A 25,191-nucleotide genomic window follows, 5' to 3' on the forward strand; every position below is an offset into this window, starting at 1 on the left:
GACTTGTCCAGTACCACGTTGCGGCCTTTCGGGCCCAGGGTCACCTTGACGGCGTCGGCCAGGATGTTGACGCCTTCCAGCATTTTGATGCGGGCTTCGTTGCCAAACTTAACTTCTTTAGCTGCCATGTTCTTCAGTCCTTAAATCAATTCGGGAAAAGGGGGGAGGTGATTACTCTTCGACAATCGCCAGGATGTCGGTCTCGGACAGGATCAGCACGTCCTGGCCATCCAGCTTCTCGGTCTTCACGCCGTAGCCTTCGTTGAAGATCACCTTGTCACCCACCTTGACGGCGAGGGCTTTGACATCGCCATTGTCCAGAATTCGGCCAGTCCCCACGGCAAGAACTTCACCACGGGTGGACTTCTGGGCCGCAGTGCCAGTCAAGACGATGCCGCCAGCGGATTTGGCTTCAGCTTCGATGCGCTTGATGATGACGCGGTCGTGCAGTGGACGAATTTTCATCGATAACTCTCCCAAAATGAGTATCTTGTGTTGCTTGAGGAATGGCCGCAGTCGGCCAAATTTGTTATGTCCCTGATCTGGGGCAATTTGGGTAGCCCTTCAAGGGCAAATACAAAAAAAATATTTTCACGTACTATGAGTATCTTCGATGGATCTCGCCCCAATCAGGAAGGGGGATGGACGCGGCCAGCATTTAGGCCCAGAGCACATAGAGACCCTGCCTTGAGCCGACCCAATCCCATGCTGACCGAGCCCATGACGCCAGTGCTGCTGCGCATGACGGGCCCCATGATCCTCGGCATCGTTGCCATCCTCGCCTTCAACCTGGTCGATACCTTCTTCATCGGCATGCTGGGTACCCAAGCGCTCGCCGCCATCAGCTTCACCTTCCCGGTCACCTTCGTGGTCACCTCCCTCACCATGGGGCTGGGAGCGGGACTGTGCGCCCTGCTCGGCCATACTCTGGGTCAGGGGCGCCACGAAGAGGCGGCTCGCATCACCACGGACTGCCTGTTCCTTGCCGTCCTGCTGGTGACCCTGCTCTCCGTGCTGGGTGCCCTGACGATAGTCCCCCTCTTCACCCTGCTCGGAGCCAGTCGCGAGCTCATCTCGCTGATCCACGACTACATGCTGATCTGGTATCTCACCGTGCCTCTGCTGGCCCTGCCCATGGTCGGCAACGCCGCCATCCGGGCGACCGGGGATACCAAGACCCCGAGCCTGGTGATGGCCGTGGCCGGTCTGGTCAACGGGGTGCTGGATCCCCTGCTCATCTTCGGCGTGGGCCCCTTCCCCGAGTGGGGCATTCGCGGCGCCGCCATCGCCACCTCCCTCTCCTGGCTGATGGCGACCCTGGTCAGCCTCCATATTCTGCGCAAACGAGAGGGGCTCCTGCTGTGGCACCTGTCCCCTCGCCCACGGCTATTGGCCCATTGGCGTGCCCTGCTACACGTAGCGGTGCCCGCCTCTTTCACCAACATGCTCAATCCGCTGGCCAACGCCGTGCTGATGATCATCTTCGCCGGGCTGGGCACCGAGGTGGTGGCCGCCTACGGGGCCGCGTCACGAGTAGAAGCCTTGCTGCTGATCGTGATGATGGCGCTCTCCTCGGTGCTGGCCCCCTTCGTCTCGCAGAACTGCGGGGCGGGCAATCCGGCAAGGGCCAGGGCCGCCCTGCTGCTGTGCATGCGGTTCGCCCTGCTGTTCCAGCTCGCCGTCTACGGCCTCGTCTGGCTGCTGGCCCCCCTCATCGCCAACCTGTTCAGCGATCACCCTCAAGTCGTTCGACTGATCGTGCTCTATCTGCATCTGGTCCCCATCGGCTACGGCTTCCAGGGCATGGTGATGCTGCTGGCGTCCGCATTCAATGGCGCGCGGGCCTCGGCAGTCTCATTCGTCTTCAACGGAATGCGGCTATTTGTCTTCTTGCTGCCAGGGGCCTGGCTGGGGGCGAAACTGGGGGGAGAACAGGGGATCTATCTGGGGATACTGCTGGCGAACCTGGCGGCGGGCCTGTTGGCATGGGCCTATGCCCACCGCAGGTTCGAGAGGCTGTGCCATCAGGGTACTCCCTGATCGGCACGGCCTCCCCACGGCGGCCTACTCTTTACGCTCGAATTCACCCTCTATGGTGGTGCCGCCCCGCTTATCCTGTCCGGGGCCATCGGCCGGACCTGCACCAAAAGGCGGTTGCTGCGCCTGGAAGCCCCCCATCTGCATCCTGAACTGACTGCTGCCCACCAGCTTGTCGGCCAATCTGTTGCGTAGCCAGGGCTGCAACAGCAGGATCCCGAAGAAATCGGTGACGAAGCCCGGAATGATCAGCAGCAGACCGGCCAATGCCAGCATCATGCCCCCCATCACCTCACGGCCCGGCATCTCCCCTTGATGCATTTTTTGCTGGGCACTGAACAGGGTCTTGATCCCCTCGCTGCGCACCAGAGAAGAGCCCAGCACCGCGGTCAGCACCAGCAAGCCCACCGTCGGCAGGGCGCCGATCACGGAGCCCACCTCGATCATCACGGTGAGCTCCAGCAATACCAGGCCGACCAACAACAGTAATAACTTGCCCATAACAACCTCAGTGCGGTGAATAAATGAACCTGCGATCGGTGTGTCCTGCGGAGAATCGAGCGCCGTGACCCACCATCGTATCGGTTTCTTACCCATAAAATGGGGTGTCATCCCCCTTTTTCAAGTCTGCCGGGTGATGTAGCCCCGGATCCGGAGAAATATTTCCCCGCCCAACTGGGATTGAAGTGGCTGTTCTGTCACAGTTAATCGCTCGATTGCAATATCTGTTTAATGACCACAAGATCTTTGGGGCTGTCTCAAATTTAGTGATCCAGGTCTAATATCAGGTACCTCAATTGAGGTAATATTCACATCAGTTTTAAACAGGGAGCAACAGGCTCCCAACTGCCCCACTCGATGTGTGGTGCTTCAGGATGAACCGTGCGTAGGGAAGTCGCGACCACTCGGTGAGGATTATTTCCATTTATCTGATTTCTGAGGCATTACAATGAGCGACATCAAGAACGTCCGCATTGAAGAAGACCTGCTGGGCACCAAAGAAGTTTCCAACGATCTCTATTACGGCGTCCACACCCTGCGCGCGGTCGAGAACTTCAAGCTGAGCACTCAGAAGATTTCTGACGTTCCCGAATTTGTCCGTGGCATGGTGCTGACCAAGAAGGCCGCCGCACTGGCCAACGGTGAGCTCGGCACCATCCGTCCCGAAATCGCCGACAAGATCATCGAAGCCTGTGATCTGATGCTGAACACCGGCAAATGCTTCGACCAGTTCCCGGTCGACGTCTACCAGGGCGGTGCCGGTACCTCCGTCAACATGAACACCAACGAGGTGTTGGCCAACATCGCCCTCGAGCTGATGGGTCTGGAGAAGGGTCGCTACGACGTCATCAACCCGAACGATCACGTCAACAAGTGCCAGTCCACCAACGATGCCTACCCGACCGGTTTCCGCGTGGCCGTGGTCAACAGCACCGACACCACCCTGTTTGCCCTCGAAGCGCTGATCGCCTCCTTCGATGCCAAGGCCAATGAATTCAAGAACATCCTCAAGATGGGCCGGACCCAGCTGCAGGATGCCGTTCCCATGACCCTGGGTCAGGAATTCCACGCCTTCGCCGTCACCCTGCGCGAAGAGATCAAGTCCATCAAGCGTTGCCAGGAGCTGTTGCTGGAAGTGAACCTGGGGGCCACCGCCATCGGTACCGGCCTGAATACCCCGCCCGAGTACTCCGCCCTGGCCATCAAGCGCCTGGCCGAGATCACCGGTCGCGCCTATGTGCCGGCGGAAGATCTGATCGAAGCAACTTCAGATTGCGGCGCCTACGTGATGCTGCACAGCGCCATCAAGCGTCTGGCCATGAAGCTGTCCAAGATCTGTAACGATCTGCGTCTGCTCTCCTCCGGCCCGCGTACCGCCCTCAAAGAGATCAACTTGCCGGAAATGCAGGCAGGCTCCTCCATCATGCCGGCCAAGGTCAACCCGGTCATCCCGGAAGTGGTCAACCAGGCCTGCTTCAAGGTGTTCGGCAACGACATCACCGTCACCTTCGCCTCCGAAGCGGGTCAGCTGCAGCTGAACGTGATGGAGCCGGTGATTGGTCAGGCCATGTTCGAATCCCTGAGCCTGATGGAAAAAGCCTGTATCTCCCTGCGCGAGAAGTGCGTGGACGGGATCACCGCCAACCCGGAAATCTGCATGAATCACGTGCTGAACTCCATCGGCATCGTGACCTACCTGAACCCCTTCATCGGCCACCACGAGGGTGACATCGTCGGCAAGATCTGCGCCCAGACCGGCAAGAACGTCCGCGAAGTCGTGCTGGATCGCGGCCTGCTGACCGCCGAGCAGCTGGACGAAATTCTCTCCATCGAGAACCTGATGAACCCGCAATACAAGGCCAAGCGTTACACTCGCGAAGCCACCGTATAAGCGTATCGATGGGCCGGGATCACTCCCGGCCCATAGAGCCAGTTCCCGATCGGCCTCCTCTCAGCCCTATCGGGAACTGGCTTTCTGCCACATAAAACCTAAAAAAACTGGAAAATGGAGTGTTCGCTATGATTGGAATCGAGTTACTTGTCGTGCTCGCCGCTATCTATCTGGGGGCCCGAATTGGTAGCATCGGCATCGGCTTTGCCGGTGGTCTGGGGGTACTGGTACTGACCTGGGGTCTGGGCATGCCCATCCCGAGTGATCAGTTGGTGACCTATCTGCCATGGGACGTGATCATGATCATCGCGTCCGTCATCTGTGCCATCGCCTGTATGCAACTGGCTGGCGGGATGGACTACCTGGTCTCCCTGGCCGAGAAGGCGCTGCGCAAGAATCCCAAGCACATCACCTTCGCCGCCCCGGTCGTCACCTACCTGATGACCATGCTGGCCGGTACCGGTCACACCGCCTTCTCCACCCTGCCGGTGATCGCCGAAGTGGCCAAGGAACAGGGCATTCGCCCCTCCCGCCCACTCTCCATCGCGGTTGTCGCCTCCCAAATCGCCATCACCGCCTCCCCCATCTCGGCGGCCGTGGTTGCCTTCTCCGGCATGCTTGAGCCACTCGGTGTCGACTACCTGACCCTGCTGGCCATCTGCATCCCGTCCAGCTTCCTCGCCTGTATTCTGGGTGCCTTCGTGGCCAACATGCTGGGCAAACCCCTGGACCAGGACGAAGTCTACCTGGAGCGCAAGGCCAAGGGCCTGATCAAGCTGCGCGGTACCAGCAAGGTTGAGCTCAAGCCTTATGCCAAGCTCTCCGTCGGCATCTTCATCGCCGCCATCGTTGCCGTCATGGCGTATGCCACCGCCATCTCCGGCAACGTGGGCCTGATTTCCAGCCCGCCGATCCCCCGTGACGGTGCCATCATGGGCATCATGCTCTCCGCCGCCACCCTGATGGTGCTGTTCTGCAAACTGGACGCCGCCCAGATCACCAACATGCCGACCTTCAAGTCCGGTATGTCCGCCTGTATCTGTGTACTGGGTGTGGCCTGGCTGGGCAACGTCTTCGTGAAGGGCAACATGGTCGAGATCCAGGCCTTCGCCGGCGATTTGCTGAGCCAATACAGCTGGCTGCTGGCCGTGGTGCTGTTCTTCTCCTCCATGCTGCTCTACTCCCAGGGCGCCACCACCAAGGCGCTGATGCCTGCCGCCCTGGCACTGGGTGTCAGCCCGCTGGCCGCCATCGCCTCCTTCGCCGCGGTGAGCGCCCTGTTCGTGCTGCCGACCTACCCGACCCTGCTGGCGGCGGTCGAGATGGACGACACCGGTTCCACCCGTATCGGCAAAGCGGTGTTCAACCACCCCTTCTTCATCCCGGGTGTCGCCACCATCGCCATGGCAGTGGCGCTGGGCTTCTTCTTCGGTGGCCTTATCCTCTGATAGCGAGCAGCTCCTTGCCAAACGGCCCTTCGGGGCCGTTTTTTTATGCCTGCTGACACAGGAGCCGACACTGACGCCAATAAAAAAGCCGCTCCGGGGAGCGGCTTTGATCATCCAAGGCAGGCTATCAACTGGTGGTCTGCCGGGTGCCGAAGTAGTCGGCGAGGAAGTCATCGAACGACAGGCTGTCACCGCGCTCCCGCTCCCGCTGCTTGGCCAGGGACTCGCGCGCCTCGCCAGCGAAGTAGGCCTGATCCCAATACTGCAGCTCGCCGCTCAGCATCTCCTCCCGGTAACGGCTCGCCAGCTCGTCACCGAAGCAGCCGTTGTCCTGGCCGCTCTCCAGCAACTGCTTGAGCAGGCGGGCGGAATAGGTCAGCTCCGGATTGAGCAGCTTCTCGCGGTGCATGGCCAGCGTCTCGCGGTAGCGGTTGCGGCCACAGCAACGATCCAGCAGATCGGCGACCTGATCCAGCTCGTCGAACAGCTTGAGGCCGAACTCCTTGAGGCCGACGGAGTTACCCTGCTCGTCTTCCAACTCGAGGCTGGGACGACGCCCCTCCAGCACCACCTTGTTCTGGTTGCGACGGTTGCGCGCGATCTCTTCGGCGGTCAGCACGGGGGACGGGCGCAGCAGGCACCAGACCAGGAACAGGTCGAAGAAGCGGATCTGATCCACGTCTATGCCGAAGGGGGTGAAGGGATTCACATCCACGGTGCGCAGCTCGATGTATTCGATGCCGCGCTGCTCCAGCGCATCCGACGGCTTCTCGCCGCTGCGCGGGGTGCGCTTGGGACGGATCGGCGCATACAGCTCGTTCTCCAGCTGCAGCACGTTGTCGTTGAGCTGGCGGTATTCGCCGTTCACCTTGACCCCTATCTTGGCGAACTCGGGATCATGGGTGCTGATGGCGCGGCGCAGGCTGGCCACATAGGCAGGCAAGTTGTCGTGGCTGATATTGAGCCGGCTCTGGGAACTGCTGGTATAGCCGAGATCGGACAGGCGCAGCGCGGTGGCATAGGGCAGGTAGAGGGTACCCTTGCCGGTCTTCTGGAACGGCAACGCGCTCTTGCGCCCCTTCAGGAAGGAGTCGCAGATGGCCGGCGAGGCGCCGAACAGATAGGGCACCAGCCAGCCGAAGCGGTAGACGTTGCGAATAAGCCCCATGTACTTCTCTGAGATGAAGCGCTGGCTGCAGCAGCCCTCGCCCACCAGATCCTGCCACTCGCACCAGAAGCTGTCCGGCATGGAGAAGTTGAAGTGCACCCCGGCGATCACCTGCATCAAGCTGCCGTAGCGGTTCTTCAGCCCCTGCCGGTACAGGGTCTTCATCTTGCCGATATTGGAGCTGCCGTACTGGGCCAGCCGGATGCTCTCCTCGTCGCCGATGAAGCAGGGCATGGAGAGCGGCCAGATCCGCTCGTCACCGAGGTGATGAATGGTGTGGCGATGGATGTCGCCGAGCTGTTCTATCAGGCTCTCGATGGAGTCGGTGGCCGGGGTGATGAACTCCAGCAGGCTCTCCGAGTAGTCGGTGGTGATGTTGGCATGGGTCAGCGCCGACCCCAGACCCCTCGGGTGATCGGTCTGGGAGAGGGAGCCTTCGGGGGTAATGCGCAGACATTCACGTTCGATCCCGCGCCGGATCCCCTTTAGGGCGGTCACCCGTTCCGGGGTTCCCAGGGCGGTCAACAACTCGGTGAGCGACAAGCTAGTAGTAGTCATATTCACGGCTCATGATGGGCCGCCCCAGGAGGGCGGCGCTTATTTTTTGCAGTGTCACTCAGGGCAACTGCAGTGGATAGATGGGAAGATGAAGCTCCGCCAGCGGTTTTTCAAGCTTTTGCTTGTCACCTACCACCACAATCACCATCTCGGCCGGATCCAGCCAGCGGGCCGCGCTGGCCTTTAACGTCTCAGGCGACACTGTTTTGATCAGCTCACCCTGGGCCTGCACATAGTCCGGCTTCAGGTCATACATGATCATCTGCAGCAGGAAGCCTGCCTTCTGGGCCAGGGTCTCGTAGGAGAGCGCATCCTGCTGGGAAACGGCGCTGCGCATGTAGGCCAGCTCCACCGGCGTCGGGCCGCTCGCCCGGTAGCCGTCCATCTCCTTGAGGAACTGGCGGATGGCGTCCACGGTCGCGTCGGTGCGCACGTTGGCACCGGTGGCGAAGACGCCGGCCTCGCGGTTGGCCTGGAAGCCGGAGCTGGCACCATAGGTGTAACCCTTGTCTTCCCGCAGGTTGAGATTGATCCGGCTGTTGAAGTTGCCCCCCAGATTGAAGTTCATCAGGTTCGCGGTGAAGTAATCCCCCGTGGTGTCAAACGCCATGGCACGGCGGCCGATGCGGATCACCGACTGGGGCGCCCCCGGTTTGTCCACCAGATAGATGCCGGGTTTGGCTTGCTCCCCCTTGGGCTTGAGATCACCCAGGGTGGGGGTTGCCCCCTTCCACTCGGTCAGGAAACCGAGTTCGGACTCGACCTGTTGCTGGGTCACGTCACCGGTCACCACCACCTTGGCGTTGGTCGGGTTGTAATAGTCCTGATAGAAGCGCTTCACGTCCGCCAGGGTCAGCTTCTCCACGTCGGTCAGCACCCCATTGGTCGGTTGGCCAAGCCGGCTCTGCTTGCCGTAGACCAGCTCCCGGAACGCCTGACCCGCCAGCCACTCGGGCTGCTGCTCGCTCTGCTTCATGCCCTGCAGCATCTGCGCCTTGAGTCGCTCGAAGTCCGCCTCCCGCATCCCGGGTCGCATCAAGACCTCGCGCACCAGCGCCATCGTCTGGGGCAACTTGTCGGTCAGACTGCTGATGGTGATAAGGTTGTTGTACTGGGCGGTCGAGACGCTGATGCTGGCCCCGAGCTTTTGCAGCTCGTCGCTGAGTTCGGCCTCGCTCATGCGCACCGTGCCCTGCTCCAGCATGGCGGCGGTGAGGCTCGCCAGCCCCAGTTCGCCCTTGCCCTCGGCCCGGATGCCGCCCGGCAGGGCGATCATGATGGAGACAGCCGGGATCTCGTCGCTCTGGGTGCCGATGATCTCGATCCCCTTGTCCAGCTTGCCGTGCCAGATGGCCGGCACCTTGACGCTGACCGCCGCCCCCACCTTGGGCTGTACGCTCCGGTCTAAATTGTCTTTCACCGGCCGCAGGGCCAGCGGTTCCCCGTGCTGGCTGTAATCCGGCAGCACCCGCTTGGCCGGGGTAAAGTTCGGCTCGCCGGCCTGCCACTGGGTCTTGCCCTTGGGCACCACGCTCAGCACCACGGCGGGCTTGCCCGCGATGAACTTGTCATAGGCGGCCTTGACGTCTGACGCCTTGACCTGGCTGATGGCATCCAGATTCTTGAACACATAGTTCGGATCCTGAGCCAGTACCTGGCCCATGGCGAGCTGGCTCACCTTGCCCTCGATGCTGTCCAGCCCCCAGATGGCAGCGGCGCGGTAGCTGCTGATGGCTTTTTCCAGATCCGCAGGCTTGATGCCCCGGTTGGCGAAGTCACCTATCACCTTGTCCACCTCCCCCTTGAGGGTCTTGAGGCTGCCGTCTTGAGCCGGATTCGGGTAGGCATAGACCGTCAGGGTGCAGGCCAGCTCCTCACAGGAGTGGGACGCACCGACCTCGATGGCCTTGCCGGTCTTCACCAGGGACTGATAGAGCATGGAGCTGGCGGAGCCACCGAGCACGTCGGCGAAGATATCCAGTGCCGGCTCCTGCGGGTCACCGAGGGCCACCGTCGGGTAACTGATGTAGAGCAGCGGCAGGTGTACCTTGTCTTCCAGGGTGACGTAGCGGGTCTTGGGCAGGCTCACCGGCTCGGGGGTCGGCTCGGCCACGTCGGGCCCGCGAGGAATGGAGCCGAAGTATTGCTCAATCCAGGCCAGCGCCTGTTGGGTGTCGAAGTCGCCCCCCAGGGTCAGGGTCGCGTTGTTCGGCCCGTACCAGCGCAGGAAGAACTGTTTGAGATCATCCACTCCGACCCGGTCCAGATCCTCCACATAGCCGATGGGCTGCCAGGAGTAAGGGTGAGTGCGCGGGTAGAGCGCCTCCCCCGCCTTCTCGCCCACCAGGCCATAGGGCTGGTTGTCGATGCGCTGGGCCCGCTCGTTCTTGACAGTGGCGCGCTGGATCTCGAACTTCTTCTGGCTCACCGCATCGAGCAGGAAGCCCATGCGATCCGCCTCCAGCCAGAGCACTTTTTCCAGCTGGTTGGCCGGCACGGTTTCGTAATAGTTGGTCCTGTCCTTGTTGGTGGTGCCGTTCATCTCGCCGCCGGCCTCGTTGATGATCCGCATGTGCTCCTGATCGCCGACGTGCTTGGAGCCCTGGAACATCATGTGCTCGAAGAAGTGGGCGAAGCCGGACTTGCCCACGGTCTCGCGAGACGAGCCCACGTGATAGGTCACGTCGAGGTGCACCAGGGGATCGGACTTGTCGGGGGCCAGGATCACGGTCAGGCCGTTGTCCAGCTTGTACATCTGGTAGGGGATGCCGAGCTTGCCTTCCTGCTTGATCTGTTCCGATACCAGGGTCGGAGCCGCCAGCACCGGCAGGGCAACCCCAAGGAGAATGCTTAATGGAATGAATTTGTTCACGGTTACCTCGTGAGTAAAGAGATACAGCTAGAAGATCTGCCTGGCCAGCAGAAACACCAGGGCATAACGAAGCAATTTGCCAAGCCCGATCAGAATGAGAGAGCGCCAGAACGAGAGGCGCAGCCAGCCGGCCAGCAGACAGAGACCATCACCTATCACCGGTGCCCAGGCGAGTAGCAGGCACCAGTGACCATGCAGTTTGAGCCAACCGAGAGCCTTTTGTTCCCCACGGCCTTTAAAATCTTCCGGCTTTTTCTTGTAAGTGGCAAGCCAGCCGAGCCACCAGGTGGTCATGGAGCCGAGCGTATTGCCGAGGGTCGCCCACAGCAGTAGGCTGGCCATGTTCCACTGTCCCTGGTTTGCCATGACCCCCAGCAGCACTTCCGAGCTGCCGGGCAACAGGGTCGCCGAGGTGAAGGCGCTGAGAAACAGCCAGCCCAACCCGGTTTCCAGCGTCGCCATCATCCAGGATAACGCCCGGCGGCGGGCATTCGCAGCACCAGCTTGCCGCGGACGTGGCCGCTCTCGAGGGCCTGATGGGCCAGGGCCCCCTCCGCCAGCTCGTACTCACCGGCCAAGGTGATGTGGACATCGCCCTGGCGCAGCAGCATCAGCATCTGGGCCAGCTGTTTGCCGTCCGGGTGAACCAGCATACCGCTCACGGCGATCCCCGACGCGGCGCCGGCGTCCTTGATGCTCTGCGCCGTGATGGTCGGCACCGTTACCAGATGGCCACCCGGCTTGACGCAGGCGAGCGCCGCCTTGCCGCTCTCGCCCCCTATCAGATCCAGCACCAGATCCACCTGGCCGACTTGGGCAACCCAATCGGCGTCGTGGTAGTCCACCATGGCGGTGGCCCCGATACCGTGCAAGAAACCGTGGTTCTCCTTGCTGGCCGTCACCACCACCTCGGCACCATAGGCGCTGGCAAACTGCACCGCCAGATGACCCACGCCGCCGGCAGCAGCCAGGATCAGCACCCGCTGCCCCGCCTTGAGGCCGCCGTGCTCGAACAATCCCTGCCAGGCGGTGAGCCCGGCCAGCGGCAGGGCCGCCCCCTGCTTGAGGCTCACGCCGTCAAGCTGGACCAGCTCCCCCTCGCTCACCACTATGCTCTCGGCATAGCCGCCCCCCGCCAGCGGGAAACCGACCATGCCGCACACGGGATCCCCTTCCTTCAGGCTTGCGACGCCCGGGCCCACCTTGTCGACCACCCCCGCCACGTCATAACCCGGCGTCCAGGGCAGCTTGTCCTTGTTCTGGGCCGCCGCCCAGCCGAGTCCGGCCCGAGTCTTGGCATCGATGGGATTGACGCCGGCAAAACAGATGCGCACCCGCACCTCCCCCTCGGCGGGCACCTTGTCGAGGGAGGGGTTGAGCTTAAGTACCGAGGGGGCGCCGAATGCGGTAATCTGTAACTGCGTCATTGCACAATCCATCCTGTTGATTGATCAAGGATCCACAGAATAACAGCGAGGACCACATGGCTCGAATGTTTCTTATTCCTCTGTTGCTGACCCTGGGATGGTGGGCGTTTCTGCTCTACTTCCGCATCCCGCTCAAGCAAGGGGCCAGGGGGTTCTACTGGATCATTGGCTTGGGGGGGGGACTGGCTGCCTTCCTCAGCCTGATGATGATACTGACCCACTAGCCTCTGTCCCCATCAGTTGCAATAAGGCCACCCTGAGGTGGCCTTGTGGTCAGTTTGTCTGAAGATGGTAATGGCGGTTGCTGCCCTGCCCCAGCACCCCTTCTGCCAGCAGATGCTGGAACACCCTGTCCACCTCCTCCAACGGCAGGGCCAGCGCCTCGGCCACCTTGCGCTTGCTGCACTTGAGCTCACCGCTCTCCAGCACGGCACGCACCCGTGCCACCAGTGCGGGGGCGGGGGCCGGCTTGCTCACCACCAGCGGCTCGGCTGACACAGCCACCGCCTCGACATCTGCCTGCTGGCGTTGCCACTGGCGGCGGAAGCGGTTCTCTCCCCCGATCAGGCTGACGAAGTAGGCACCGAACGCATCGAGCAGGATGGAGAGGAAGCAGACAAGCAGAAACTGCACCTGGCTGATGCTCATGCCCACTCCGTCCGCCAGGCTGCTCATCAGCCCCAGCATGGAGGATTGCTCGTTGAGCGGCTTGGCATCCCGCTCCTGGCGCAGCTCGTCCTGCTTCAACCTGAGCTGGGTGTTGGCCTGCTGCAGACCGCTGACGCCGCTGGAGATGCGCGCCATCTCGATGTATTTGCGAGCCGCCTCCTCGTTGAGCTGGATCTGCCGCTCTATGCTGGCGATCTGCTCGTCGAAGCGCGCCAGCTCCCGCTCATGGCGGGCCTGCTGGCTCAAGATGGTGTTGGTGGCGCTGTTGATGCCGCCGATACTGCCGCCGATGGAGATGGCCGCCAGCACGCTGTAGAACAGCAGGGACCAGAAGGCACCGCCGAGATCGCGGCGCGCCTTGCACTCGCCGTATTCATACCAGACGTAGAACTTGCCCAGCTCGAAGATGATGGCGAGCCCACCAAACAACCACTTCATCAGTGGATTGTCGTCGATGGAGAGAAACAGCAGCAGGGAGAAGACGATGGAGGCCAGTATGGCCAACCCGGTAAAACTGTAAACCGTGGTCAGTGCGAACCACCCCTTGGGGTAGCGCAGTGCGGCGGTGTCCTGTGTAGTCATGATGAAGAGACGATGTGGTGCAGAGGAAATTTGGCTGCCGATTATAGTCATCGGACTCGTGGAGAGAAGGCTATTCGGGTGAATTCCTTCATATCCTGCTCTGGATGGGTAGAACGCGACCGAATTGGGCAAATAGCCGCCCAGCGAGAGGGTCACCGCAGGATGAGCAGGGAAGCATCCGCCCCCGGTGCCGCCGCGCTTGGGCGCAAGAGCATTACACTCACCAATATGCTCCCCTGGTATCGAGGCCATCATGCACCAAGTCACCCCTCTCCTGCTCTCCCTGCTCCTGGCCCATGGCGTGGCTGTTGCGGCCCCGCCCTCCAAACACGGCGACGACATCCGGCTCTCGACCGACAGAGACCAGATCAAGCTGGATTGGGACGACAAGGAATATGGCTGGTGGCAAGACAACTGCCTGAATGTCAGCACCCGCAGCAGCCGCATCAAACTCAACTGTGACAACATGGATGGCAAGTATCGCGATCACTACAACCGCAGCATCCACAGCGGCAACAACCCGGGCAAGGGCCACGACAAGAACGGCTGGGACGACGACAAGGTCAAATACAAGGAGAAAGGCAACGGCAACGGCAAAAACAAGGGGTGAACCGGGACCAAGCTGATACGTGCCTCGCCCTGTATAAAGGCTAATCGATTGAATTCCTTTATATCCTTGCCTGAAGCGAGCCAGAAGCCAGCCCAATCAAGCACGTTGACCTCCGTTTCATGACCAAACCGGGGGGTCTTGCGCAAGAATGGTTCCGTTTCCGTTAAGCTTGGCGACGATAGACTGCCCGTCCTCCTGCTGTTAAGAGGCCATCATGCGCAACACCGTTTCCCACCTGCTCTCCCGACTGCTCAACAGCGGTGCGGCATTCGAGGCACCCCATGCCCGCCGCGATACCGCCGCACCCCGCCAGGACGCACCTCCTCAGGGGAATCGAGGCACTCCGACATTGCAGCATAAAGAACCAAATTCCATCAAATCAACAAAAGAAGTGAACGGGAATAATTAACCTAGCAGCTTATTTGACTACCTTCTCTACCAGTAATTCTCCGCACTGATATTGCCGGGAGCCCGCCGCAGGTTCTTGGCTAATCCCGTCTCCTGCAAGGTCTGTTGCGTCTCCTTCACCATGGCTGGATTGCCGCAGATCATCACCTGACTGTGCTCGGCCGCAAACTCGAGTCCGACCCGCGCCTGCAGCCGACCATCGGCAATCGCCACCGGGATCCGGCCGGCCATGGCCCCCGGCCACTCTTCGCGGCTGACGAAGGGGACATACCGAAAGCGAGGCCCATGCTGCTCAACCAGGCTGGTGATGAGGGCCTGATAGGTGAGCTCTTCTCCCTTTCGCACCCCGTGTACCAGCACCAGATTCTCAAACCGCTCGAACGCCTCACCGTCCGCCAGCATGGCGAGGAAAGGGCCGATGGCGGTGCCAGTGGAGAGCAGCCAGAGATCCCGCCCGGCGGGGAGCTCGTCCAGGGTCAGAAAACCGGCAGCCAGGGACTGGACCTGCAGGCTGTCCCCCACTCGCAAGGCCGCGAGGGAGGGCGTCAGCTGACCATCGGGGATCTCCACCAGATAGAATTCGTGATAGGGGGCATTGGGAGGATTGACGAAGGAGTAGGCCCGTTGCACCCGTTGCTCACCCCGTTGCAGGGCCAGCTTGGTAAATTGCCCCGCCTTGTAGGGCGCGAGCTCCGCCGCCACACGCAGAGAAAACAGGGTGGGTGTCCATTCGATGCGCTCGATGACACGGCCTTCGACCCAGGCTGCCATAAGGATCTCCTCCAAAAGAACAGAACCTCACTCTACCCCTTGATCCCCTCTTGATTCAAAAAGAAAAAAACCCGCGCATGTGCGCGGGTTTTTTCTGCAAAGCGAAACGCTATTACAGAGCAACAACCTGGATCTGTACGGTTGCTTTGACGTCAGCGTGCAGCTGAACAACAACGTCGTACTCGCCGGTGTTACGCAGAACGTTGCCCATGCGGACCTCGCTCTTGGCAACGGCGACGCCGGCAGCAGTGATGGCGTCAGCCACGTCACGGGTACCGATGGAACCGAACAGCTTGCCTTCGTCGCCAGATTTGGAGGCGATGACAACGGCAGCCAGTTCACCCAGCTTGGCAGCGCGCTCTTCAGCGGCAGCTTTACCGGCAGCCAGTTTGGCTTCCAGTTCAGCACGGCGAGCATCGAAAGTCTCGATGTTGGCCTTGGTAGCCATAACGGCTTTGCCTTGCGGGATCAGATAGTTACGGGCGTAGCCAGCTTTAACAGCGACTTGGTCACCCAGACCGCCCAGTTTGGCGATTTTGTCGAGCAGAATAACTTGCATTACCTTTCCTCTAAGAAAGTTGAGTTAGGCCTAAGTGCCGGACCGATTCTTACTTGTTGTGCAGATCGGTGTACGGCAGCAGAGCCAGGTAACGAGCACGCTTGATGGCGCGTGCCAGCTGACGCTGATACTTGGCGCGGGTACCGGTGATACGGCTCGGTACGATCTTGCCAGATTCAGTGACGTAGTTTTTCAGAGTAACGATATCTTTGTAGTCGATCTCGGTAACGTTCTCGGCGGTGAAGCGGCAGAACTTACGACGACGGAAATAACGTGCCATGGCCTTTATCCTCTATTCAGTGATCCAGAATTACTCTTCGGAAGAAGCTTCAACAGCATCTTCGCGGCGCTCGTCGTCACGACGTGGGAAGCGCTCTTCCTTGGCCTTGGCCATCGGAGAAACTTCAGTCACGGCGTGCTTGGTGCGCATGATCATGTTGCGGATAACGGCATCGTTGAAGCGGAAGTTGGTTTCCAGTTCATCGATAACGGCTTGCTCGGCTTCCACGTTCATCAGAACGTAGTGAGCCTTGTGCAGCTTGTCGATCGGGTAAGCCAGTTGACGACGGCCCCAATCTTCCAAGCGATGAATAGTACCACCAGCGGTGGTGATAGCGCCGGTGTAACGCTCGATCATGCCAGGTACTTGCTCGCTCTGGTCCGGGTGAACCATGAAGACGATTTCGTAATGACGCATTAATTAGCTCCTTACGGATTAATTCAGCCTCCGCCCAGGTGCAGCCAGACCTCGGAGGCAAGGAACATAGTGGTGTTTAGACACTGCTTTCTAGGGCGGCGTATTGTACGAAATCGCCTCTCTCACTGCAACCGGCATGGGCAGTTGTTTTTATCTATGGCCGCGATACAAAACTTCAATTGATAACAATTATCATTTAGATCTATTCTGTCTTCATATCCTTATGGAGGATGACAGTATGCAACCTGCACTGAGCACGGCCATCCCGGCCCGCAAATTCAAGCTGACCCTGCTGGGGCCCGCCTTCATCGCCGCCATCGGCTATATCGATCCGGGCAACTTCGCCACCAATCTCCAGGCGGGTTCCACCTTCGGCTATCAGCTGCTGTGGGTGGTGGTGTGGGCCAACCTGATGGCCATGCTGGTGCAGACCCTCTCCGCCAAGCTCGGCATCGTCACCGGCAAGAACCTGGCGGAACACATTCGGGACAAATTGCCCAGACCCGCCGTCTGGGCCTACTGGGTGCAGGCGGAGATCATCGCCATGGCCACCGATCTCGCCGAGTTCATCGGCGCGGCCGTGGGTTTCAAGCTGCTGCTCGGTGTCACCCTGCTGGAAGGGGCCTGCATCACCGCCGTGGTCACCTGGGGCATTCTCATGCTGCAATCCCGCGGTCAGAAGCCGCTGGAGTTCGTGGTGGGCGGCCTGCTGCTGTTTGTAGCCGCGGCCTATATCGTCGAGCTGGTATTCTCCCGCCCTCACCTGCCGAGCCTGCTGGAGGGTGCCCTCTTCCCCGGCCTGCCCAACAGCGATGCGGTCTATCTCGCCGCCGGCGTGCTGGGGGCGACCGTCATGCCCCACGTCATCTACCTGCACTCGGCGCTGACCCAGCACACCCAGGATCAGGGCACGGTCACCCAGCGCCTGCACACCACCAAGGTGGATGTGGCCATCGCCATGACCATCGCCGGTTTCGTCAACCTGGCCATGATGGCCATGGCCGCAGCCGCCTTCCACGGCACGGGCAATCAACCGGTAGCCGAACTGGAAACCGCCTACCAGACGCTGACGCCCTTGCTCGGGCCGGCGGCGGCCACCCTGTTTGGTCTCTCCCTGGTGGCGTCCGGCATCTCCTCCACCGTGGTGGGCACCCTCGCCGGCCAGGTGGTGATGCAGGGCTTCGTACGCTTCACCATTCCACTCTGGCTGCGCCGGGCCATCACTATGGCGCCCGCCTTCGTGGTGATCGCCATGGGGCTCAACACCACCGAGATCCTGGTGCTGAGCCAGGTGATCCTGAGCTTCGGCATCGCCCTTGCGCTCATTCCCTTGCTGATCCTGACCGGCGATCGCACCCTGATGGGCCAGCATCGCAACCATCCCGTCACCCAGGCGCTGGGGCGGCTCATCGTCACCCTGGTGATCGGCCTCAATGCTTATCTGCTGGTCTCCATGATCTAGCGCTCACAACCCGCTATGTGGGCCGACTCATTAACCCAGGTTAATGAGTCGGCCCGCACTTTGGCGTATGCTGCGGCTCTCTCTTCTTCTTCGATTTGCGGGAGCCATCCATGGAACATACCCGAGCCAGCTTCATGCTGGGCCATCATCACGAACAGGCCAAGGTGGCCTATTGCCTGGTCGGTGAGCCGACCCTGCTGGTCACCGAGATCACGCCCTTCCATCCCCAGAGCCACCTCTGGCCCGATCAACCGGGAGATGTGGGCACAGTCTTATGGGATGGTGGTGAGGCCGTTGTGGGCCCCTGCCGCATGGGCGCCATCAGCCCGAATGGAGAGCTGTTCGTCGATCAGGCGATTCCGGTCAAGCGGGGTGCCGAAGGCTGGGCCTTCGTGGTGGTACACCCGCTGTCAGGCAGGCATGAGCTGGCGGTCGGCAGCGCGGTCGAACTGCGGGTGGATGCCGAGGCCCGCCATGCCCTGAGCCTGGGCCACAGCGGCTGCCATCTGGTGGCATTGGCGCTCAACCGGGTGCTGATCCCCTACTGGCGTAAGGAGGTGAGCGAGCGCGATGCCCTCGGTCAACCGGATTTCGACCGTCTCGCCATCCAGACCTCCCGCGTCGAACCCATGGGCTCCCGAGAGCAGTACCGGATCGGCAAGAGCCTGCGCAAGAAGGGGGTCAACGGTGAGGCCCTGCTGGCTGAACTCGCGCAGATAGAAGAGCTCATCAACGAGCAGCTGGCGCAGTGGCTGGCAACTGGCGGCGAGATCCGCCGTACGCGAGCAGGTGAGGCCATCATCGACTCCCGCTACTGGCACTGCGTGCTGGAGGGACAGGAGCTGAGCATCCCCTGCGGCGGCACCCATGTCGGCAACCTGGCCGAGCTGGGCCGAGTCTCGGTGCAACTGAGCCCCGCCGAGGAGGGCTTCACCCTGATCACCCGCATCGCCCCTTAAGCAAAATGCCGGGTCGCCCATGTCTCGACTCGGCCCCCCCCTCCTATCAGGCGAGCCTGATCAACAGGATGCCGCACAGGATCACCAGCGCGGCTCCCAGCCTGACCCGCCCCAACTTCTCCCCCAGCCAGAGCCAGGAGAGCAGCACGGCAAACAGCACGCTGCTCTCGCGCAGGGCCGCCACCAACCCGATGGGAGCCTGGGTCATGGCCCAGATGACGATGCCGTAGGCAAGCAGCGACAGCAGGCCACCAAGCGCCCCCGTGTGCCAATCCCCCCGGCTCAGGCTGCGCAAGGAGGAGCGGCTCTGCCAGCGCATCAGCAGCGGCATCAACAGCGCCGTCAGGAAGAACAACCAGAGGGTGTAGCGTATGGGTGCACCGGCCGAGCGAGCCCCCATGCCGTCGGACAGGGTGTAGGCGGCGGTAAAGAGCGCCGTGATCAGCACGGCCGTCAGGGCGGCGGGGGCCAGCCTGATGCCACCGCGCCAGGCCATCAGCAGGACGCCGCTTACCAGCACCAGGGCCCCCACGACCGCCAGCCATCCGGGCCATTCCCCCAGCAGCAGTGCCCCGAGCAACAAGGTCAGCAGCGGTGCACTGCCACGGGCCAGGGGATAGATCTGGCCAAACTCCCCCAGCCGATAGGCTCGACCGAGAAACAGGCAGTAGCCGCTGTGCAGCAGAATGGAGAGCGCCAACCAGGGGTATTCGGCGGGATCCGGCAGCCCCACCAGCGGCAGGAAGGGGAGAGAGAACAGACCGGAGCAGAGGGCGACCAGCAGCACGCTGACCCGGCCCGCGGCCTGGCGCTTGGCCAGTGCATTCCAGAGGGCATGTAGCAAGGCGGCCAACAAGATGGCCGCGAAGATGGTGGGGGTCACGACGGGGTTCCAGTCAACATGGGCGCATCATCATACCCGTTTGTATCGCAGTAATCTGGGCGCCACCTCATGGTCGCTCCATCATCTCGCGGCAACACCCCAGCTCAACCCTGTCGTTTGCGCATGCCCATGTGGGGAATGTCGTCTTCTATGTATCCTTCCCCCTCCGGCTCGAAGCCGTGCCGGCCATAGAAGCCTTGCAGATGGGCCTGGGCACCGAGCCAGATGCTGTGTGCCGGCCAGCGGGCCTCGCAGCCTCTGACGGCTTCGCTCAACAGCCGATGACCCAGGCCATCGCCACGAGAGCGGGGCGAGGTCACCACCCGACCGATGGCACTGCCCTGCTCGTCGCCGATGCCGGGCGCCATGATGCGGGCGTAGGCGGCCAAATGATCGCCGTCGTAGCCGAGCAGGTGCAGCACGCCATCACGGCGATCCAGCCCGTCCAGATCCTGGAAGGGGCAGGTCTGCTCCACCACGAACACCTCGGCGCGCAGGGCAAGCAGCTCATACAATTCGTCCGTGGAGAGTTCACTCCAGGCCTTGAGACTCCAGTTCACGGGTCACTCCTTATGTCATGTCGGCCCGCCAGCATAGGGGCTCAAGCCCCGCCCGGCATTAACCTTGGTTAAGACTCTTCAGTCGTTTGCGAATGCGGCTCAGGCTGATGGGGGTAATGCCCAGGTAGGCGGCAATCTGGTGATCCGGCACCCTGGCGTCCAGCGCCGGGAAATTGTCCAGGAAGTGCTGATAGCGGGCCTGAGGGCCCTCGGTCAGCAGCAACAGCTCCTTCTCTTCCTTGATCCGCAGTTGCACCGCCAGCAGGTGCTGATACCAGGCGGGCCAGCAGTTGAGCTGGCGCAGATCCGCCAGGGCGAACAGCTGCAGCCGGCAGGGCTCCAGCGCCTCCACGCTGTAGCGGGCGGGCTCGCCACTGAGCAGGTGGTGGAAGTCGATGAATTCGTCCCCCTCCCAATAGAACTCCTTGATGTACTCGCGTCCGTCCGCCAGCACCACCTTGGCCCGCAGCAGGCCTTGTTCCACCCTGATCAGCAGATCGGGGCTGTCACCGGCGTGCCAGAGGCAAGACTTGGGGGCGAGCGTCAGCGAGCGGGCAAAAAAGAGGAGGCGCTCGGCCTCCTGCTCATTCATGACCCTATCCAGACTGAACTGGGGTCTGTCCATCGCCGCAGGCTCAGGCGCGACGCTGGCGCACGGCTTCGAACAGACAGACGCCGGTCGCCACCGAGACGTTGAGGCTGGATACGGCCCCCGCCATCGGGATGCTCACCAGCTCGTCGCAATGTTCGCGGGTCAGGCGACGCATCCCCTTGCCCTCGGCGCCCATCACCAGCGCCATGGGGCCGGTCAGCTTGGCCTGATAGAGGTCGTGGTCCGCCTCGCCGGCGGTGCCGACGATCCAGACGCCGCGCTCCTGCAACTCACGCAGGGTGCGGGCCAGGTTGGTGACCTGAATGAGCGGCACCACTTCGGCGGCGCCACAGGCGACCTTGCGCACTATGGAGGTCAGGCCGCTGGCCTTGTCCCGCGGCACTATCACCGCATGGACCCCAGCCGCATCGGCGCTGCGCAGGCAGGCGCCGAGGTTGTGCGGGTCAGTCACCCCATCGAGCACCAGCAGGAAAGGCTGGGCCTTTTGATCGGCCAGGCTGTCCAGCAGGCTGGCCAGGTCGTGCTCGGCCAGCTTGGGCGCCTCTATCACCTTGGCCATGATGCCCTGGTGATTGTTGCCCTCGGCTTTATCATCGAGCGTCTTGCGGTTCACGCTCTGCACCTTGATGCCGAGGGATTCCAGCTCGGTCAGCAAGGGTTGCAGCCGGTCGTCATCACGGCCCTTGAGGGCCCATACCTCGATGAAACGCTCCGGGGTGCGCTCAAGCAGCGCGGATACAGCGTGAATGCCGTAGATCAGTTCAGTACTCATTTAGTGCTCTTGGCCTTGTCGCGAGCCTTCTTGCTCGGTCGTCTGTTGCTGGGTTTGGCACGGCCACCCTTGTCGGATTTGCCACCGTCCTTGCTCTCGGTGCGTCTCTCACCACGAGGAGCGCCCTTGGCAGGCTTGCGTCCCGTCCCTTTGGCATTCTTGCCATTGGCGGGAAGCGGCTCTTCCACCATCACGAAGTCGATCTTGCGATCGTCCAGGTTCACGCCCATCACCTTGACGCGCACCTTGTCACCCAGACGGTAGCGACGGCGGGAGTTCTCGCCGATCAGCTGCATGTGCAGGGGATCAAACTGGTAGTAGTCGTTGGTGAGGGTGCTGACGTGTACCAGGCCGTCGATGTGGATCTCGGCGAGGCGCACGAAGAAACCGAAGCCGGTGACGCTGGCGATGACGCCATCGAACTCGTCACCCACGTGATCCAGCATGTACTCGCACTTGAGCCAGTCGGCCACGTCACGGGTGGCATCGTCGGCACGGCGTTCGGTCATGGAGCAGTGCTCGCCCATGGGATCCACTTCTTCCAGCTGGTAGTGATAACCACCGCTCGGAGTCCACTTGTGGCGCAGATTACCCTGCTGTTCCTTGGCCGTCTGGTATTTGATGGCGCGGTGCAGGATCAGATCCGGATAACGGCGGATCGGCGAGGTGAAGTGGGCGTAGGACTTTAGGGCCAGACCGAAGTGACCTATGTTGTCGGCCTGATAGACGGCCTGACGCATGGAGCGCAGCAACATGGTGGAGAGCAGCTCGGCATCCGGGCGCCCCTCGAACTGGGCGGCCAGTTCGGCGAAGTCCTTCGGCTCGGGTTCGAGTCCGCCCTTGAGCTCCAGGCCCAGTTCGGCCAGGAAGTCGCGGAAACCGGTCAGGCGCTCCTCACCCGGGCGATCGTGCACCCGGAACAGGGCAGAGGCCTCGTTCTTCTCGATGTAGCGGGCAGCCGCCACGTTCGCCTGGATCATGCACTCTTCAATGATCTTGTGGGCGTCGTTGCGCACCAGCGGCACGATGCGATCGATCTTGCGCTGGGCATTGAAGATGAAGCGGGTCTCTTCGCTCTCGAACTCCACGGCACCGCGTTGGTGACGGCTGTGCTTGAGCGCCTTGTAGAGGTTGTTGAGCTCCTCGATGTGGCCCACCAGCGGCTCGTACTGCTGGCGCAGCTTGGGATCGCCCTCCAGGATCGCCGCGACCTTGTTGTAGGTCATGCGGGCGTGGGAGTTCATCACCGCCTCGTAGAACTTGTAACCGGACATGCGGCCGGTGGCGGAGATGGTCATCTCGCACACCATGCACAGACGGTCAACCTGCGGGTTCAGGGAACACAAGCCGTTGGAGAGCACCTCCGGCAGCATGGGCACCACGAACTCGGGGAAGTAGACGGAGTTGCCGCGCTGATAGGCTTCCGCGTCCAGCGCGGTGCCGGGCTTCACGTAGGCGGACACATCCGCGATGGCGACCCACAGCCGCCAGCCGCCGCCGCGCTTGGCTTCACAGAAGACGGCGTCATCGAAGTCACGGGCGTCTTCCCCGTCGATGGTCACCAGCGGCAGGGCACGCAGGTCGATACGACCCTCTTTGGCCGTCGAAGGCACCTGTTCGCCCAGACCCGCGACCTCCTTGGTCACCTCGTCCGGCCAGGTATGGGGAATGCCGTGGGTACGCAGGGCAATTTCAATCTCCATGCCCGGCGCCATGTTCTCACCCAGCACGTCCAGCACGGTACCGACCGAGCTGGTGCGACCGTTGGAGCGCTGGTTGATGCGCACCACCACCACCTGGCTCTGGCGGGCACCCTTGTTCTCCCCTTCCGGGATGATGATGTCCTGGCCGATCCGGCTGTCATCCGGCACCACGAAGCCGACGCCGTTCTCGACGAAGTAGCGACCGACTATGTCAGCCTCACGGGGTTTGAGCAGACGCACCAGCCGCGCTTCCTGGCGACCCTTGCGATCGACTTCGGTCGGCTGCACCAGCGCATAGTCGCCGTGCATCAGGCGTTGCATCTCGCGGTTGTTCAGGAACAGATCCGATCCACCGCTCTCGGGGCGCAGAAAACCGAAGCCATCCTTATGACCGAGCACATAGCCTTTGACCAGATTCAGGCGATCCGGCAGGGCATAACATTGGTTGCGAGTGAAGACCAACTGCCCATCACGCTCCATGGCGCGCAGGCGACGGCGCAAGGCTTCCAACGGCTCTTCGTCGGTCAGCTTGAGGACCGTGGCCAGCTCTTCACGGGACATGGGTTTCTCATGGCCTCGAATGAGCTCCAGCAGCATCTCGCGACTGGCGATGGGGTTTTCGTATTTTTCGGCCTCGCGTTGGAGGAAAGGATCTTTTTGAGACATAAGCAGGCCTTTGGGTAGGTAATAACGAAGACATTATATCGAAGGGGGGAGCTATTGGCATCCATCGACTGCCTTTTGGCCAATCTCTCTGTCATACTGGGCGCAGTTTGCAGGTATGTGAGACTCGGAACTCATGAGCAAGGACTCGTTCGCCCAATCTGCCGCCTATTTGAAACAGGCGGTTCCCCTGATGATCAAGTATCAAATTCCCACCACCCCGAACAATTACCACCTCTGGTACAGCTACGTCTCCGGCGACATGCCAGAGCTGAACGGCGCCATCGATCAGGCGGTCAAGTTGCAGGGTACCTGCTCTCTCACGACCTGTGAGCGGCTCTATCACCGGCACCTCGCCAGTCAGGATGAGCAGCAGATGGAGGCCATGAAGCTCAACCTGGCCGCCATGGCCAACGAGCTCGGTCACTCCATGCAGGATGCGCTGGTCGACACCGGCCAGTTCCAGGCGATGCTCGACAAGAGCTTCGACCGACTCAGCCTCATCGACGACGAGGGGCTGAGCCTGGATGACACCATGACCATACTGCGCGAGCTGGTGCGTGAGTCGCGGGACGTGCGCATGTCCACCATGCACTTTCGCAATCAGCTCAGCAGCGCCGAGAAGGAGATCAAGGAGCTGAAGGAGGCGCTGAGCGAAACCCGCAAGCTGGCCACCGAGGACGCTCTCACCGGCCTGCTGAACCGGCGCGCCTTCGATCTGGAGATGGACAGCCTGATCCGCAGCAAGCAGCCCTTCTCGCTGATCCTGGTGGACATCGACCGCTTCAAGAGCTTCAACGACGAATACGGTCACCTGCTGGGGGATCAAGTGCTGCGCATCTTCGGCAAGCGCCTGCGAGAAGCCAGCAAGGAGGGCATCACCGCCTATCGACTGGGGGGTGAAGAGTTTGCCCTGCTGGCGCCACGCCGCTCCCTGGCGTTGACCCGGCAGATGGCGGAGAGCCTGCGCCGGGCCATCGAGAAGATGTCGATCCTGGATCGCAAGTCAGGCCGCCGCATCGATCACATCACCGCCTCGTTCGGGGTCGGCGAATACAGTGGGCAGGAGGCGGCCGATACCCTGGTCGAGCGCACCGACAAGCTGCTCTACAAGGCCAAGGAGCTGGGCCGCAACCGGGTGATGCCGCTCCCGTCCTGACATCCATGCAGCAAAAAGGCCGGTCAATGACCGGCCTTTTTCATTCTGGTGTCCCGTCCTGAATATGGTTTACACCTTTCCCCCCAATAAATGGAGACCCCGATGGGACAAGGTGTGAAACGGACACAGCGCGATTACTCGCTGACTTTTAAATTAGCCGTGGTCGAGCAGATTGAAAAAGGCGAGCTCACCTACAAACAGGCACAAGCCCGTTATGGC

At 61.5% G+C, this 25,191-nt stretch carries 25 protein-coding genes; 9 read left to right on the forward strand and 16 right to left on the reverse strand.

Going from position 1 to position 25,191, the window contains the following annotated elements:
* Positions 1-171: 171 nt before the first annotated feature.
* The gene (locus tag LG30_RS0116800) at positions 172-465 is read right to left on the reverse strand and encodes a co-chaperone GroES (protein ID WP_005309514.1); all 294 of its coding nucleotides are present in this window, start codon (positions 463-465) and stop codon (positions 172-174) included.
* A 240-nt stretch (positions 466-705) separates the two neighbouring features.
* On the opposite strand from LG30_RS0116800, the gene LG30_RS0116805 reads away from it, so the two are divergent.
* Entirely contained in the window at positions 706-2,040 is a 1,335-nt protein-coding gene (locus LG30_RS0116805; protein WP_238566447.1) for an MATE family efflux transporter, read from the forward strand.
* A 24-nt stretch (positions 2,041-2,064) separates the two neighbouring features.
* Here LG30_RS0116805 and LG30_RS0116810 read toward each other — a convergent pair whose 3' ends face one another.
* Entirely contained in the window at positions 2,065-2,538 is a 474-nt protein-coding gene (locus LG30_RS0116810; RefSeq protein WP_033131852.1) for an FxsA family protein, read from the reverse strand.
* A gap of 448 nt (positions 2,539-2,986) precedes the next feature.
* On the opposite strand from LG30_RS0116810, the gene aspA reads away from it, so the two are divergent.
* A complete protein-coding gene (gene aspA, locus LG30_RS0116815; RefSeq protein WP_033131853.1) occupies positions 2,987-4,429 on the forward strand; it encodes an aspartate ammonia-lyase in 1,443 nt (480 codons plus the stop codon).
* Between the two features lie 128 nt (positions 4,430-4,557).
* A complete protein-coding gene (locus LG30_RS0116820) occupies positions 4,558-5,877 on the forward strand; it encodes an anaerobic C4-dicarboxylate transporter (protein WP_033131854.1) in 1,320 nt (439 codons plus the stop codon).
* 127 nt (positions 5,878-6,004) lie between these two features.
* Here LG30_RS0116820 and gshA read toward each other — a convergent pair whose 3' ends face one another.
* From gshA to LG30_RS0116840, 4 genes are read right to left on the reverse strand one after another with little or no spacing between them, the layout of a single operon-like run.
* Positions 6,005-7,603, reverse strand: coding sequence for a glutamate--cysteine ligase (gshA, locus tag LG30_RS0116825; RefSeq protein ID WP_033131855.1), 1,599 nt, complete (start codon positions 7,601-7,603; stop codon positions 6,005-6,007).
* A 58-nt stretch (positions 7,604-7,661) separates the two neighbouring features.
* A complete protein-coding gene (locus LG30_RS0116830; protein WP_033131856.1) occupies positions 7,662-10,475 on the reverse strand; it encodes a M16 family metallopeptidase in 2,814 nt (937 codons plus the stop codon).
* A gap of 27 nt (positions 10,476-10,502) precedes the next feature.
* Positions 10,503-10,940 carry a YqaA family protein gene (locus LG30_RS0116835; RefSeq protein ID WP_033131857.1) on the reverse strand — a complete coding sequence of 146 codons (438 nt, stop codon included), beginning with the start codon at positions 10,938-10,940 and terminating at the stop codon, positions 10,503-10,505.
* Positions 10,937-11,902 carry an NADP-dependent oxidoreductase gene (locus LG30_RS0116840; RefSeq protein ID WP_238566446.1) on the reverse strand — a complete coding sequence of 322 codons (966 nt, stop codon included), beginning with the start codon at positions 11,900-11,902 and terminating at the stop codon, positions 10,937-10,939. The genes LG30_RS0116835 and LG30_RS0116840 overlap by 4 nt, the downstream gene beginning before the upstream one ends.
* A 56-nt stretch (positions 11,903-11,958) precedes the next feature.
* On the opposite strand from LG30_RS0116840, the gene LG30_RS22590 reads away from it, so the two are divergent.
* On the forward strand, positions 11,959-12,126 hold the full coding sequence (locus LG30_RS22590; RefSeq protein ID WP_193354282.1) for a hypothetical protein: 168 nt from the start codon (positions 11,959-11,961) through the stop codon (positions 12,124-12,126).
* Between the two features lie 49 nt (positions 12,127-12,175).
* On the opposite strand, the gene LG30_RS0116845 is transcribed toward LG30_RS22590, so the two are convergent.
* The gene (locus LG30_RS0116845) at positions 12,176-13,153 is read right to left on the reverse strand and encodes a FlxA-like family protein (RefSeq protein WP_033131872.1); all 978 of its coding nucleotides are present in this window, start codon (positions 13,151-13,153) and stop codon (positions 12,176-12,178) included.
* A 253-nt stretch (positions 13,154-13,406) separates the two neighbouring features.
* Here LG30_RS0116845 and LG30_RS0116850 point away from each other — a divergent pair, with 253 nt between their 5' ends.
* Positions 13,407-13,763: a hypothetical protein gene (locus LG30_RS0116850; protein WP_033131859.1), complete on the forward strand. Its 357-nt coding sequence runs from the start codon at positions 13,407-13,409 to the stop codon at positions 13,761-13,763.
* A 214-nt stretch (positions 13,764-13,977) separates the two neighbouring features.
* A complete protein-coding gene (locus LG30_RS22210; protein ID WP_152599355.1) occupies positions 13,978-14,172 on the forward strand; it encodes a hypothetical protein in 195 nt (64 codons plus the stop codon).
* A gap of 26 nt (positions 14,173-14,198) precedes the next feature.
* On the opposite strand, the gene LG30_RS0116855 is transcribed toward LG30_RS22210, so the two are convergent.
* The 4 genes from LG30_RS0116855 to rpsF all read right to left on the reverse strand — a co-directional run bounded on the left by LG30_RS0116855 (position 14,199) and on the right by rpsF (position 16,198).
* Positions 14,199-14,942, reverse strand: a complete 744-nt coding sequence (locus LG30_RS0116855; protein WP_033131860.1) for a ferredoxin--NADP reductase — start codon at positions 14,940-14,942, stop codon at positions 14,199-14,201.
* Positions 14,943-15,054: 112 nt separating this feature from the next.
* Entirely contained in the window at positions 15,055-15,501 is a 447-nt protein-coding gene (gene rplI, locus LG30_RS0116860) for a 50S ribosomal protein L9 (protein WP_033131861.1), read from the reverse strand.
* A 49-nt stretch (positions 15,502-15,550) separates the two neighbouring features.
* Positions 15,551-15,781, reverse strand: coding sequence for a 30S ribosomal protein S18 (gene rpsR, locus LG30_RS0116865; protein WP_005313392.1), 231 nt, complete (start codon positions 15,779-15,781; stop codon positions 15,551-15,553).
* 30 nt (positions 15,782-15,811) lie between these two features.
* Positions 15,812-16,198, reverse strand: coding sequence for a 30S ribosomal protein S6 (gene rpsF / locus LG30_RS0116870; RefSeq protein ID WP_033131862.1), 387 nt, complete (start codon positions 16,196-16,198; stop codon positions 15,812-15,814).
* A gap of 238 nt (positions 16,199-16,436) precedes the next feature.
* Here rpsF and LG30_RS0116875 point away from each other — a divergent pair, with 238 nt between their 5' ends.
* Positions 16,437-17,660, forward strand: a complete 1,224-nt coding sequence (locus LG30_RS0116875; RefSeq protein WP_033131863.1) for an Nramp family divalent metal transporter — start codon at positions 16,437-16,439, stop codon at positions 17,658-17,660.
* Between the two features lie 110 nt (positions 17,661-17,770).
* The gene (locus tag LG30_RS0116880; RefSeq protein WP_033131864.1) at positions 17,771-18,619 is read left to right on the forward strand and encodes an alanyl-tRNA editing protein; all 849 of its coding nucleotides are present in this window, start codon (positions 17,771-17,773) and stop codon (positions 18,617-18,619) included.
* A 46-nt stretch (positions 18,620-18,665) separates the two neighbouring features.
* On the opposite strand, the gene LG30_RS0116885 is transcribed toward LG30_RS0116880, so the two are convergent.
* The 5 genes from LG30_RS0116885 to rnr all read right to left on the reverse strand — a co-directional run bounded on the left by LG30_RS0116885 (position 18,666) and on the right by rnr (position 23,816).
* Entirely contained in the window at positions 18,666-19,502 is an 837-nt protein-coding gene (locus LG30_RS0116885) for a DMT family transporter (protein ID WP_033131865.1), read from the reverse strand.
* 104 nt (positions 19,503-19,606) lie between these two features.
* A complete protein-coding gene (locus LG30_RS0116890) occupies positions 19,607-20,062 on the reverse strand; it encodes a GNAT family N-acetyltransferase (RefSeq protein WP_033131866.1) in 456 nt (151 codons plus the stop codon).
* A gap of 58 nt (positions 20,063-20,120) precedes the next feature.
* Entirely contained in the window at positions 20,121-20,687 is a 567-nt protein-coding gene (locus tag LG30_RS0116895; protein WP_033131867.1) for a Crp/Fnr family transcriptional regulator, read from the reverse strand.
* A gap of 10 nt (positions 20,688-20,697) precedes the next feature.
* Positions 20,698-21,447, reverse strand: coding sequence for a 23S rRNA (guanosine(2251)-2'-O)-methyltransferase RlmB (gene rlmB / locus LG30_RS0116900; RefSeq protein ID WP_033131868.1), 750 nt, complete (start codon positions 21,445-21,447; stop codon positions 20,698-20,700).
* A complete protein-coding gene (gene rnr, locus LG30_RS0116905; protein WP_033131869.1) occupies positions 21,444-23,816 on the reverse strand; it encodes a ribonuclease R in 2,373 nt (790 codons plus the stop codon). Before rnr ends, rlmB begins: the two co-directional genes overlap by 4 nt.
* A gap of 133 nt (positions 23,817-23,949) precedes the next feature.
* Here rnr and LG30_RS0116910 point away from each other — a divergent pair, with 133 nt between their 5' ends.
* A complete protein-coding gene (locus LG30_RS0116910) occupies positions 23,950-24,972 on the forward strand; it encodes a GGDEF domain-containing protein (protein WP_033131870.1) in 1,023 nt (340 codons plus the stop codon).
* Positions 24,973-25,191: the final 219 nt, after the last annotated feature.

Origin of the sequence: Aeromonas aquatica (genome assembly GCF_000764655.1) — a bacterium.
GTDB classification, from domain to species: Bacteria; Pseudomonadota; Gammaproteobacteria; order Enterobacterales; family Aeromonadaceae; genus Aeromonas; species Aeromonas aquatica.

Coding starts and splice junctions, on each gene's coding strand:
- LG30_RS0116800 (WP_005309514.1), bottom strand. CDS start 465: ATGAAAATTCGTCCACTGCACGACCGCGTCATCATCAAGCGCATCGAA.
- LG30_RS0116805 (WP_238566447.1), top strand. CDS start 706: ATGCTGACCGAGCCCATGACGCCAGTGCTGCTGCGCATGACGGGCCCC.
- LG30_RS0116810 (WP_033131852.1), bottom strand. CDS start 2,538: ATGGGCAAGTTATTACTGTTGTTGGTCGGCCTGGTATTGCTGGAGCTC.
- aspA (WP_033131853.1), top strand. CDS start 2,987: ATGAGCGACATCAAGAACGTCCGCATTGAAGAAGACCTGCTGGGCACC.
- LG30_RS0116820 (WP_033131854.1), top strand. CDS start 4,558: ATGATTGGAATCGAGTTACTTGTCGTGCTCGCCGCTATCTATCTGGGG.
- gshA (WP_033131855.1), bottom strand. CDS start 7,603: ATGACTACTACTAGCTTGTCGCTCACCGAGTTGTTGACCGCCCTGGGA.
- LG30_RS0116835 (WP_033131857.1), bottom strand. CDS start 10,940: ATGATGGCGACGCTGGAAACCGGGTTGGGCTGGCTGTTTCTCAGCGCC.
- LG30_RS0116840 (WP_238566446.1), bottom strand. CDS start 11,902: ATGACGCAGTTACAGATTACCGCATTCGGCGCCCCCTCGGTACTTAAG.
- LG30_RS22590 (WP_193354282.1), top strand. CDS start 11,959: ATGGCTCGAATGTTTCTTATTCCTCTGTTGCTGACCCTGGGATGGTGG.
- LG30_RS0116845 (WP_033131872.1), bottom strand. CDS start 13,153: ATGACTACACAGGACACCGCCGCACTGCGCTACCCCAAGGGGTGGTTC.
- LG30_RS0116850 (WP_033131859.1), top strand. CDS start 13,407: ATGCACCAAGTCACCCCTCTCCTGCTCTCCCTGCTCCTGGCCCATGGC.
- LG30_RS22210 (WP_152599355.1), top strand. CDS start 13,978: ATGCGCAACACCGTTTCCCACCTGCTCTCCCGACTGCTCAACAGCGGT.
- LG30_RS0116855 (WP_033131860.1), bottom strand. CDS start 14,942: ATGGCAGCCTGGGTCGAAGGCCGTGTCATCGAGCGCATCGAATGGACA.
- rplI (WP_033131861.1), bottom strand. CDS start 15,501: ATGCAAGTTATTCTGCTCGACAAAATCGCCAAACTGGGCGGTCTGGGT.
- rpsR (WP_005313392.1), bottom strand. CDS start 15,781: ATGGCACGTTATTTCCGTCGTCGTAAGTTCTGCCGCTTCACCGCCGAG.
- rpsF (WP_033131862.1), bottom strand. CDS start 16,198: ATGCGTCATTACGAAATCGTCTTCATGGTTCACCCGGACCAGAGCGAG.
- LG30_RS0116875 (WP_033131863.1), top strand. CDS start 16,437: ATGCAACCTGCACTGAGCACGGCCATCCCGGCCCGCAAATTCAAGCTG.
- LG30_RS0116880 (WP_033131864.1), top strand. CDS start 17,771: ATGGAACATACCCGAGCCAGCTTCATGCTGGGCCATCATCACGAACAG.
- LG30_RS0116895 (WP_033131867.1), bottom strand. CDS start 20,687: ATGGACAGACCCCAGTTCAGTCTGGATAGGGTCATGAATGAGCAGGAG.
- rlmB (WP_033131868.1), bottom strand. CDS start 21,447: ATGAGTACTGAACTGATCTACGGCATTCACGCTGTATCCGCGCTGCTT.
- rnr (WP_033131869.1), bottom strand. CDS start 23,816: ATGTCTCAAAAAGATCCTTTCCTCCAACGCGAGGCCGAAAAATACGAA.
- LG30_RS0116910 (WP_033131870.1), top strand. CDS start 23,950: ATGAGCAAGGACTCGTTCGCCCAATCTGCCGCCTATTTGAAACAGGCG.